The 8,530-nt window shown below is 65.4% G+C and carries 10 protein-coding genes and 3 pseudogenes; 12 read left to right on the top strand and 1 reads right to left on the bottom strand.

Translation table 11 applies throughout. From position 1 onward, the window contains the following. From ACDELDRAFT_RS16335 to tatC, 10 genes and pseudogenes are all read left to right on the top strand, one after another. On the top strand, positions 1-567 hold a 567-nt coding region (locus ACDELDRAFT_RS16335), incomplete at its 5' end, for an aldose epimerase family protein (RefSeq protein WP_005798816.1). Continuing rightward, positions 567-1,408: pseudogene (gene hisF, locus ACDELDRAFT_RS16330) on the top strand (imidazole glycerol phosphate synthase subunit HisF). The gene ACDELDRAFT_RS16335 and the pseudogene hisF, both read left to right, overlap by 1 nt. A 308-nt stretch (positions 1,409-1,716) precedes the next feature. Then, on the top strand, positions 1,717-2,106 hold the full coding sequence (gene hisI, locus ACDELDRAFT_RS16325; RefSeq protein WP_005798813.1) for a phosphoribosyl-AMP cyclohydrolase: 390 nt from the start codon (positions 1,717-1,719) through the stop codon (positions 2,104-2,106). A gap of 11 nt (positions 2,107-2,117) precedes the next feature. Then, complete coding sequence (locus tag ACDELDRAFT_RS16320) at positions 2,118-2,492, top strand: phosphoribosyl-ATP diphosphatase (RefSeq protein WP_005798811.1); 375 nt, start codon at positions 2,118-2,120, stop codon at positions 2,490-2,492. Further along, positions 2,489-2,875 carry a DUF4870 family protein gene (locus tag ACDELDRAFT_RS16315; protein WP_005798810.1) on the top strand — a complete coding sequence of 129 codons (387 nt, stop codon included), beginning with the start codon at positions 2,489-2,491 and terminating at the stop codon, positions 2,873-2,875. The genes ACDELDRAFT_RS16320 and ACDELDRAFT_RS16315 overlap by 4 nt, the downstream gene beginning before the upstream one ends. Further along, positions 2,868-3,896, top strand: a complete 1,029-nt coding sequence (locus ACDELDRAFT_RS16310) for a patatin-like phospholipase family protein (RefSeq protein WP_005798808.1) — start codon at positions 2,868-2,870, stop codon at positions 3,894-3,896. Before ACDELDRAFT_RS16315 ends, ACDELDRAFT_RS16310 begins: the two co-directional genes overlap by 8 nt. A gap of 41 nt (positions 3,897-3,937) precedes the next feature. After that, a complete protein-coding gene (locus tag ACDELDRAFT_RS16305) occupies positions 3,938-4,294 on the top strand; it encodes a histidine triad nucleotide-binding protein (protein ID WP_005798806.1) in 357 nt (118 codons plus the stop codon). Between the two features lie 96 nt (positions 4,295-4,390). Beyond that, entirely contained in the window at positions 4,391-4,633 is a 243-nt protein-coding gene (gene tatA / locus ACDELDRAFT_RS16300; RefSeq protein WP_005798805.1) for a Sec-independent protein translocase subunit TatA, read from the top strand. Between the two features lie 20 nt (positions 4,634-4,653). After that, on the top strand, positions 4,654-5,115 hold the full coding sequence (gene tatB / locus ACDELDRAFT_RS16295) for a Sec-independent protein translocase protein TatB (RefSeq protein WP_005798803.1): 462 nt from the start codon (positions 4,654-4,656) through the stop codon (positions 5,113-5,115). Between the two features lie 53 nt (positions 5,116-5,168). Then, positions 5,169-5,966, top strand: a complete 798-nt coding sequence (gene tatC, locus ACDELDRAFT_RS16290; RefSeq protein ID WP_005798802.1) for a twin-arginine translocase subunit TatC — start codon at positions 5,169-5,171, stop codon at positions 5,964-5,966. Positions 5,967-6,129: 163 nt separating this feature from the next. On the opposite strand, the gene ACDELDRAFT_RS16285 is transcribed toward tatC, so the two are convergent. After that, complete coding sequence (locus ACDELDRAFT_RS16285; RefSeq protein WP_005798801.1) at positions 6,130-7,275, bottom strand: trypsin-like peptidase domain-containing protein; 1,146 nt, start codon at positions 7,273-7,275, stop codon at positions 6,130-6,132. 128 nt (positions 7,276-7,403) lie between these two features. On the opposite strand from ACDELDRAFT_RS16285, the pseudogene ACDELDRAFT_RS16280 reads away from it, so the two are divergent. Beyond that, positions 7,404-8,154: pseudogene (locus ACDELDRAFT_RS16280) on the top strand (Nif3-like dinuclear metal center hexameric protein). Positions 8,155-8,235: 81 nt separating this feature from the next. Then, positions 8,236-8,530, top strand: a pseudogene (locus tag ACDELDRAFT_RS16275) (4-hydroxythreonine-4-phosphate dehydrogenase PdxA); the annotation flags it as partial.

The raw sequence follows: 8,530 nt of genomic DNA, 5'->3' as shown, positions 1-8,530 counted from the left end.
GGCGAGGCGCCCACCAGCGTGTGCCTGGAATTGGCCGACAGCGACGCCACCCGCGCCTGGTGGCCCCAGCGCTTTGCCGCGCAGCTGACCGTGGTGCTGGGCCCCGGCAGCCTGCGGGTGGCGCTGGCGGTGCGCAACACGGGCGCTTCCGCGTGGGATTTCACCACCGCGCTGCACACCTATCTGCGCGTCGATGCCATTGAGCAGGTTCGCCTGGATGGTCTGGAGGGCTGCGCCCGCTGGAACGCCGTGGCCGACGTCCGCGGCACCCAGCAAGGTCCGGTGGAGTTCGTGGGCGAATACGACAGCGTGTTCCAGGCGCCCCCGGGGCCCCTGCGTCTGCGCGATGGCGCGCACGGCCTGCAGGTATCCCAGAGCAGCGGCCTTTCGAACACGGTGGTCTGGAACCCGGGGGCCGATCTGTGTGCCCGGCTGAACGATCTGCCGGCCGAAGGCTACCGCTCCATGCTGTGTGTGGAAGCGGCCCAGATCGACCAGCCCGTGACCCTGGCGCCGCAGGCCCGGTGGCAGGGCTGGCAGGAATTCAGGGCGCTGCCGGCGCTGTAATGCGGCCCTTGTGCGGCACCTTCTTTTTTTCGGAGCATTCCATGCTTGCCAAACGCATCATCCCCTGCCTTGACGTGACCGGCGGCCGTGTCGTGAAGGGCGTCAACTTTGTCGAACTGCGCGATGCGGGCGACCCGGTCGAGATCGCGGCGCGCTACAACGCGCAGGGCGCCGACGAACTCACGTTCCTCGACATCACCGCCACCAGCGACGGGCGTGACCTGATCCTGCCCATCATCGAGGCGGTGGCCAGCCAGGTGTTCATTCCGCTCACCGTGGGCGGGGGGTGCGCACCGTGGAAGACGTGCGCCGCCTGCTCAACGCGGGGGCCGACAAGACGAGTTTCAACTCGGCTGCCATCGCCAACCCCGACGTGATCAGTGCCGCTTCGGACCGGTACGGCGCGCAATGCATCGTGGTGGCCATCGATGCCAAGCGCCGCAGCGAAGACGACGCGCGCCGCGCTGGCCCCGACGGCCGCCCCGTGGGCCCCGGCTGGGATGTGTACAGCCACGGCGGGCGCAAGAATACGGGCCTCGATGCCGTGGCCTGGGCTGCCGAAATGGCCCGGCGCGGCGCCGGCGAAATCCTGCTGACCAGCATGGACCGCGATGGCACCAAGGCCGGCTTCGACCTGGCCCTCACGCGCGCCGTGAGCGACGCCGTGGATGTGCCCGTCATCGCCTCGGGCGGCGTGGGCAACCTCGACCACCTGGCCGATGGCATTCAGATCGGCGGCGCCGATGCCGTGCTGGCCGCCAGCATCTTCCACTACGGCGAATTCACCGTGGAGCAGGCCAAACGGCACATGGCCGAGCGCGGGATTCCGGTGCGGCTTTAACGGGCTGGAAACAAGACCGCCAGGCGCGGATTTGAATGAAAATGGGTGCTGGCGCTTGATGGATATGCGCAAGCAGCTATATTTTGTGTAGCAATTGGCCAAATGCGCCACAGCCGGCGCGCGCGCCCAGGCGGCTGGCGTGCCCGGCCCTGGCCCGTGGACTGAAGGGGGTGGGACCCGAACCGCGCCAGTGGCATTGCGTCCCCGCTCATCGCCGTAGCCGCCCGGTACATCCACGCCATCACCTCGGGGTGCCTGCAAATCGCAACGGCGGCTGCGCTGTCACTCAAATCGCCGACAATTCGCCCATGAACTGGCTCAATGAAGTGAAATGGGATGCGCAAGGCCTGGTGCCCGTGATTGCGCAAGAGCAGGGCACGGGCGACGTGCTGATGTTTGCGTGGATGAACCGCGAGGCGCTGCAAAAAACCGCAGAACTCGGCCGCGCCGTGTACTTCAGCCGCTCGCGTGGCAAGCTCTGGTTCAAGGGCGAGGAATCGGGCCACGTGCAGACGGTGCACGAAATCCGCCTCGATTGCGACAACGACGTGGTGCTGCTCAAGGTCACCCAACTGGGCCACGCGCCCGGCATTGCATGCCACACGGGCCGCCACAGCTGCTTCTTCAGCGTGCTGAAAGATGGCGCCTGGCAGGCGGTGGAGCCGGTCTTGAAAGACCCTGAATCGATCTACAAATAAAGGGCAAGATCATGAGTTCCAACGATTCCTTCGCGCGCCTGGCGGCCGTCATCGAAAGCCGCAAGCCTGCCCACGGTGGCGACCCCGAAAAAAGCTATGTCGCGCGCCTGCTGCACAAGGGGCCCGATGCGTTTCTGAAAAAGATCGGCGAGGAGGCCACCGAGGTGGTTATGGCCGCCAAGGATGTTGACCACGGTGCCGACAAGTCCAAGCTTGTCTACGAGGTGGCCGATCTGTGGTTCCACACCATGGTTGCGCTGGCGCACTATGGCCTGGCGCCCACCGACGTGCTGGCCGAGCTGGAACGCCGCGAGGGCACCAGCGGCATCGAGGAAAAAGCCTTGCGCAAGGCTGTTGTGCGCGCTGCCCAGGAAGAATCTCCATGAGCGACATCATCGATGTGCAGACCAGCGAGGAGAAGGCCGAGGGCCTCAAGGCCTGGGGCTGGGTGAGCTATTTGCTGCACCTGGTCGTGGCGCTGGGGGCCGTCATCCCGGGCGCGCAGCCGGGCGCTGCGCTGCTCATCATCGCGCTTCTCATCGATCTGGTGAAGCGCGACGAGAGTGTCGGCACCTGGCAGGCCAGCCATTTCGCGTGGCGCATCCGCACCGTGCTGTGGGCCGGGGTGCTGTACATCGTCACGGCGCCTCTGTGGCTGCTGTTCTTCTTCCCGGGCTGGATTGCCTGGGGCCTGATCTCGATCTGGTTCCTTTACCGCATCGTGCGCGGCATGGTGGCCATGAACAAGGGCCAGGCGCTCGATGCCTGAGCGCGCAGCGGCGCCCATCAACCTGGCCCTGCAGGGCGGGGGCTCGCACGGGGCGCTGACCTGGGGCGTGCTGGATGCCCTGCTTGAGGACGGGCGCCTGCGCTTTGACGGCATCAGCGGCACCAGCGCGGGGGCAATGAACGCCGTGGCGGTGGCGCACGGCTTTGCCCAGGCAGCGCAGCAGTACAAGGATGCGAAAGAGGCCCATGCCGCTGGCTGCGCGCTGGCCCGCACCGCGCTCACGCGGCTGTGGGAGGGCGTGGGAACGCTGGGCAGCCTGATGTGGGGCACGCCGCTGGCGGCCGCGACTCCGCTGCTGGGCATGATGAACCGCTGGCTGTCGCCCTACCAGACCAACCCCCTGGACATCAACCCGTTGCGCCGGCTGCTCGAGCGCGAGGTGGATTTTGACCTGCTGTGCGCGGCCAAGGGCGCGTCGGGCCCCCGGGTCTTTGTGTGCGCGACGAATGTGCGCACCGGACGCGGCGAGATCTTCTCGGGCGCGCGGCTCAGCGCCGACGCGGTGATGGCCTCGGCCTGCCTGCCCCTGCTGTTCAAGGCGGTCGAGATCGAAGGCGAACGCTACTGGGATGGCGGCTATTCGGGCAACCCTGCGCTGCACCCGCTGCTGTACCAGACGGAGACCTCCGACATCCTGCTGGTGCAGATCAACCCCACCGAGCACAACGAGCTGCCCGACACGGCCCCCGAGATCATCGAGCGCATGAACGAAGTCACCTTCAATGCGAGCCTGCTGGCCGAGTTGCGCGCCATCGAGTTCGTGCGGCGCCTTCTGGCCGAAGGAAAGCTGGACGAGCGCCGTTACAAGAACGTGCGCATGCACCGGATCGATGGCGGAGCGGTGCTGGCGACTTTCGGCGCAGACAGCAAGATGCGTGCGGACATGGCCTTCGTGCATAAGCTGTTCGCCCTGGGCCGCGTTGCAGGCCAGGAATGGCTCAAGGCCCACCACAAGGACGTGGGCGTGCGGCCATCGCTCAACATCGCAGACAATGTGTGACCAGCCCGGCGCCACGGGTATTGCGCCTTCCATTTTTCACCATGCACGATCCCAACTGCCTTTTCTGCAAAATCATCGCGGGCCAGATTCCTTCGAAAAAGGTCTATGAGGACGAGGAAATCTTCGCCTTCCACGACATCCATCCCTGGGCCCCCGTGCATTTCCTCATGGTGCCCAAGCTGCATATTCCCTCGATGGCGCAGGTGACGCCCGAGCACGCCGGCCTGCTGGGCCGCATGCTGGCGCTGGCGCCGCGCCTGGCGCTGGAGCAGGGCTGCAACCCCTATCCCGAGGGGGGATATCGCCTGGTGGTGAATACGGGGCTTGAAGGCGGGCAGGAAATCCACCATTTGCACATGCACGTCATCGGTGGCCCCCGGCCCTGGCTCAAGGGCTGAGGACCGATCATCTTTGTCCCTGGGGCGCACACAGGTGCTTTGAACTCCTGTCACGCCCGCCGTCTAAAATGAAACCAATTCGTTAGGAGATTTTCCATGGGCTCTTTTTCCATCTGGCACTGGCTGATCGTGCTGCTGATCGTTGTGATGGTGTTCGGCACCAAGAAGCTCAAGAACATGGGCTCTGACCTCGGGGGCGCCGTAAAGGGCTTCAAGGACGGCATGCGCGACGGTTCCACCCCTGACAGCAACGCTGCAACGCCACCGGCGGGCCAGGTTTCCAACCAGGCCAACGCCGACAAGACCACCATTGACGTCGAAGCCAAGCAAAAGAGCTGAGCTCGGGCGCTGGCGCTTCCATGATTGATATTGGCCTGTCCAAGATGGCGCTGATCGGCGCGGTGGCACTCATTGTCATCGGGCCCGAGAAGTTGCCGCGTGTCGCACGCACGGTGGGAACCTTGCTGGGCAAGGCGCAGCGGTATGTGGCGGACGTGAAGTCCGAAGTGAACCGCTCAATGGAGCTCGACGAGCTCAAGAAGATGAAGGACACGGTCGAGAATGCCGCCCGCGATGTGGAGCAGTCGATCCAGACCAGCGCGAGCGAATTCGAGAAGGACTGGGCGCAGGCCACGGCAATGCCGGGCGCCGAGGTGCCCGACGCCTCTGCCGTGGTTCCGGCCTACAAGCATCCGGGCAAAAACTGGCGCTTGAAAAAGGGCGCCACGCCGCAGTGGTACAAGGCGCGCAGCGGCGTGCGGACCAAGGCCCTGTCGGGCGCGGCGCGCGTTGCGCGCTACCGGCCACAGAAATTCCATTGATGCTGCGCCCAGCCGCGCGGCGGGGGCGTTATTGACGCCCGCGAAAATCCAACATGTCCGAAACCTCCTCCCAAGAAGACGAACTGGCCGGCACCGAGCAGCCGTTTGTGCAGCACCTCATGGAGCTGCGCGACCGGCTGGTCAAGGCCATGATCGCCATCGGCGTGGCGGCTGCGCTGCTCTTTCTCTTTCCGGGGCCGGGCGCGCTGTACGACTTTCTTGCAGCGCCCCTGGTGGCCCATTTGCCCAAAGGGGCCACGCTGATCGCCACATCGGTGATCTCGCCCTTCATGGTGCCGCTCAAGATTCTGCTCATGTCGGCATTTCTGCTGGCCTTGCCGGTCGTGTTGTGGCAGCTGTGGGCGTTCATTGCGCCGGGGCTCTATTCGCACGAAAAGAAGCTGGTGCTGCCGCTGGTCATTTCGAGCACCGTGCTGTTCTTCATCGGGGTGGCGTTTTGCTACTTCTTCGTGTTTGGGCAGGTGTTCAGCTTCATCCAGGGCTTCGCGCCCAAGAGCATCACCGCCGCACCTGACATCGAGGCCTATCTCAGCTTCGTGCTGACCATGTTCCTTGCATTCGGCATGGCGTTCGAGGTGCCCATCGCGGTCGTGGTGCTCGCACGCATGGGCGTGGTGAGCGTGGAAAAGCTCAAGAGCTTCCGCGGTTACTTCATCGTGATCGCGTTCATCATTGCAGCCGTTGTCACGCCCCCCGATGTGGTGTCGCAGCTGGCGCTGGCCGTTCCCATGTGCCTGCTTTACGAGGTGGGTATCTGGGCCGCCCAGGTGTTCATCAAGCACACCAAGGCGCCCGAGGATGCCGAGGAAACAGCTTCATCATCCTCCTGATCCGGTCCAGGCCGCAGCCTGAAGAAAAACAGCTTCCAGCGCTTGCCCATCGGGCGCTGGGAGCTATTTTTTTTGGGAGCATCGGAGCATCGGAGCATCGGAGCATCGGAGCATCGGAGCATCGGAGCATCGCGCTGCCGTTGCTCCTGCTACAGCGTCGCGGTCAACGCCGCACGGCGCGCTGGGGCCGGGGGCGAACGCCCGGGGTGACCTTCAGGTCCACCATGGTGTCGCCGCGCTGCAGCGCAAAGGGTGTGGCGGTGCCTGGCTTGAGGGCGGCCACGGCCGTCAGCAGTTCGGACACATTGCCCACGGCCTTGTCATCCACGCGCACGATCACGTCGCCGGGGCGCATGCCAGCCTGGGCGGCGGGGCCATCCTGCAGTACGCCGGTGATGATCACGCCCTGGGTGGCTTTCACACCGAAGGTCTCGGCCAGTTCAGGTGACAGTTCATTGGGCTCTACGCCGATCCAGCCGCGCGTGACTTGGCCGTCCTTCACGATGCCGTCCAGCACCAGCCGTGCGGTCGATACAGGGATGGCGAAACCGATCCCCATGCTGCCCCCCGAGCGCGAGTAGATCGCGGTGTTGATGCCCAGCAGGTTGCCGTTGATGTCCACCAACGCGCCGCCCGAATTGCCGGGGTTGATGGCCGCGTCGGTCTGGATGAAGTTCTCGAAGGTGTTGATGCCCAGCTGGCTGCGCCCCAGTGCGCTCACGATGCCGCTGGTCACCGTCTGCCCCACGCCGAAGGGGTTGCCGATGGCGAGCACCTGGTCACCCACGGCGAGCTGGTCCGAATTGCCCAGCACGATCACGGGCAGCTTGTCCAGTTCCACCTTGAGGATGGCCAGGTCGGTGTCTGGGTCGGTGCCGATCACCCGCGCCCGGGCGCGCCGGCTGTCTGTCAGCGTGACTTCGATTTCATCGGCGCCTTCAACCACATGGTTGTTGGTGAGGATGTAGCCGTCGGGGCTGATGATCACGCCGCTGCCAAGCCCTGCCTGCGCCTGGCTGCCTTGGTCACCGAAGAAAAACTGGAACCACGGGTCGTTGCTGCGCGGGTGCCGCACTTCCTTGCTCGTGTTGATGCTCACCACCGCAGGGGCTGCCTTGCGGGCAGCGCTGCTGAGGCTTCCCGGGGCCGGTTGCGCCGCGCTGGTGGCCGGGGCCTCGATCAGCGCTATACCCGCGCCCGAGCGCATGGCCCCGCGCCGCAGCCAGTCGGGTTGCAGGGTGGCGACGACAAAATAGGCCGCAACAAGCACGGTCACGGTCTGGGAAAACAGCAGCCAGAAGCGTTTCATGGGTTGGAAGGTGGGCTAGTGAAAAGGATGCGGGCGGCCGGCGAATCCGGCATGGCGGGCGGCACGCCCGGTGATTGTCCCTCAAGCCCGCAGTAGATGGGGATGCGCTGGCGCACGACAATAGCCCCATGAGCATTTCCCGGCAGCAACTGCAACAGGCCTTCGACGCACTGCTGCAACCCGAGCGTTTCAAGGACTATGGCCCCAACGGCCTGCAGGTCGAGGGACGGCCCGAAGTGGCCCGCATCGTGAGCGGCGTGACCGCCAGCCGGGCTCTGATCGAGGCCGCCATCGCTCACCGCGCCGATGCCATTTTTGTGCACCACGGCCTGTTCTGGCGGGGCCAGGACGGCCGGATTACCGGCTGGATGAAAGAGCGCCTGCGCCTTTTGCTGGCGCACGACATCAATCTTTTCGCCTACCACCTGCCGCTCGACGCGCACCCCGAAGTAGGCAACAACGCGCAGCTGGGGAGGGTGATGGGGTGGCAGGCCGACCAGCGTTTTGGCGAGCAGGATCTGGGTTTTTGCGCTGCGGCGTCGTTCGACGGCGCGCAGCCGCTGGCGGACCATGTGGCTGCGGCGCTGGGCCGTGCCGTGACGCTGGTGCCAGCCGGCGCCCCGGGCCATCCGCCGCGTGGCCTGGTGCACGGGCGGAGCGCAAGGCTACTTTGAATCGGCGATTGCAGCTGGGGCCGATGCGTTTGTCACGGGCGAAATCTCTGAGCCCCAGGCGCACCTGGCGCGGGAGACGGGGGTGGCCTTCATTGCCGCCGGCCACCATGCCACCGAACGCTATGGCGCGCCTGCCGCGGCCGAGCAGGTGGCGGGGCAGCTGGGGTTGGAGCACCACTTCGTCGAGATCGACAATCCGGCCTGAACGGCGCCGTTCCGTACCACATTTGCTCCACTATTTATAGCTAAAAGCGCTTGATTTGTAAGCACATTTGCCTGTTTTTATATGAAATCCACCACCCAAGCCATCGCCATTACGCAGGGCGATCCGGCCGGCATCGGCCCCGAGATCGTCGCCAAGGCATTCCGCGATGCCCCGGAGGTTCTTCACGGCTGTTTTGTGGTGGGCGACCTGGCTACGCTGCGGCGTGCCGGGCAATGCATCGTGCGCCCGGGGCTGCCCGAATTACCGATTGCCCTGATCGCATCGGCCGAAGAGGCGTGGCAGGTGCCGCCGCGTTGCATGCCGGTGCTGCAGCTGCCCGGTCTGCCGGGCCCGTTGCCCTGGGGGCGCGTGAGTG

The organism is Acidovorax delafieldii 2AN (genome assembly GCF_000175235.1).
Classification (GTDB): Bacteria; Pseudomonadota; Gammaproteobacteria; order Burkholderiales; family Burkholderiaceae_C; genus Acidovorax; species Acidovorax delafieldii_B.
Note: the sequence above shows the minus strand (reverse complement) of the source record. Positions and strands in the feature narration are given on the sequence as shown.